Origin of the sequence: Streptomyces sp. JJ66, assembly GCF_019303495.1 — a bacterium.
GTDB lineage: Bacteria > Actinomycetota > Actinomycetes > Streptomycetales > Streptomycetaceae > Streptomyces.
The window spans coordinates 15,504-16,899 of record NZ_JAEVFI010000045.1 but is presented as its reverse complement, the minus strand read 5'-3'; the positions used below and the strand labels follow the sequence as shown (position 1 = coordinate 16,899).

At 65.8% G+C, this 1,396-nt stretch carries 1 protein-coding gene; it reads left to right on the top strand.

Annotated elements, in window-relative coordinates:
- Positions 1 to 358 precede the first annotated feature (358 nt).
- Entirely contained in the window at positions 359 to 1,087 is a 729-nt protein-coding gene (locus JJV70_RS21645) for a GntR family transcriptional regulator (RefSeq protein WP_219049728.1), read from the top strand.
- The last annotated feature ends 309 nt before the right edge of the window (positions 1,088 to 1,396 follow it).

The following is a 1,396-nucleotide window of genomic DNA, read 5'->3' as shown; positions in this document are numbered from 1 at the left end:
CATCTCCGCGAAGGTCAGGCACAGCCGCACCGGCACCTCCACCCGCGTCTCACGCTCCGCCGGTTCATCCTCACCAAACAACGACACCTGCGACCGGAGAATCCCGGGCTGCACCGCCGTGGCCGTCCCCGCTTGAGCGTTACTCTCGAACTGCATCGTGAGACCCCAATCTCTGTGGATGCTCAGCCCTGGCGGGTGCCAGCCCGCCAGGGCATACATGACTTGGGGCAGGGCAAGCAGCTTGGCTAAGACGCCTCTGTCGCTCGGCCTTGCCGGGCTCTAGAGTGTTCTAGAGCAGCCGAGACTGTCAATAGGTGTCCTAGAGCGCTTTAGAGCGGAGGTCTCAGAGGTGGACAAGATGCAGCAGGCTTTGGCCCCGTATCAGAGGATCGCTGCGCAGATCAGGCAGCAGATTGAGCGTGGGGAGCTCATGCCTGGCGATCGCATCCCATCCGTCCGGGAGATCGAAAGAACCGAAGGTGTGTCCACAGCTACCGCCACCCGTGTGGCGGCTGTCCTGCGGGCGGACGGCTTCGCTGAGTCCATCCCGGGGGTAGGAACGATCGTCAGCGCGCGACGCACGCAGACCACGGGTCCGGACCGCTTGACGATGCTCCGGGCCGGCGGTACCGGCTTCCGCGACGGGGAGAGCACGGAAGTGCTGTTCTCGGACCTCGTTCCCGCACCTGAATCCGTCGCCGCCGCGTTCGGGCTCTCACAAGGGGAGGACGTGGTGCAGCGTCAGCGGGTCTACAAGGATTCGCAGGGTGTCGTGAGCTTGTCCACGTCGTGGCTGCCCGGGGTGTTCGCCGAGTCGGCCCCAGAGCTGCTGTCCACCGATCCTCTGCCGAAGATGACGTTCGGCTTGGTGGAGGAACGCACCGGCCGTCGGGTCATCCGTAGGCGCGATGTCGTCGCCATCCGGCCCGTGCCCGAGGACGCGGCGGGAGTTCTGGGCGTCGCACCGGAGAGTCCAGGGCTCACGATGACGAACAGCTACTGGGATCAGAACGGCGAACTGACAGAGTATGCCGTGGACTTCCTAGGTCCTGGCCGGGAGCTCTCAGCCGAGTACCAGCTTGACTGACCCACTCTCAGCAGGTCGGTCAGGGGTGCGAAGTGCCCCGGTACAGCACCGGGCACGGCGCCGGAGTGCGCTCGTAGCAGGGGGGGCCGAGTCTTCGAGGGCGCCGGGGCGGGACTTACCGCCCCCCTTACGGCACCCCTTATCGCCCCGTTGTTTGCGCTGGTCAGACGGTTTATCACCCTTATCACCCTTACCGCCCCGCTCATGAGGGCGGTAAGGGTTCCTGTCGTCCCGCCGCACGATGACTTCGGGGACCACAGCAGAGCTGGCCCCGCGCGCGGTGCCATCGTCTAGCAGTTGCCCGGCGGC

Bases quoted from the DNA above. Each gene is read 5' to 3' on its own strand.
- JJV70_RS21645 (WP_219049728.1), top strand. From the start codon at position 359: ATGCAGCAGGCTTTGGCCCCGTATCAGAGGATCGCTGCGCAGATCAGG.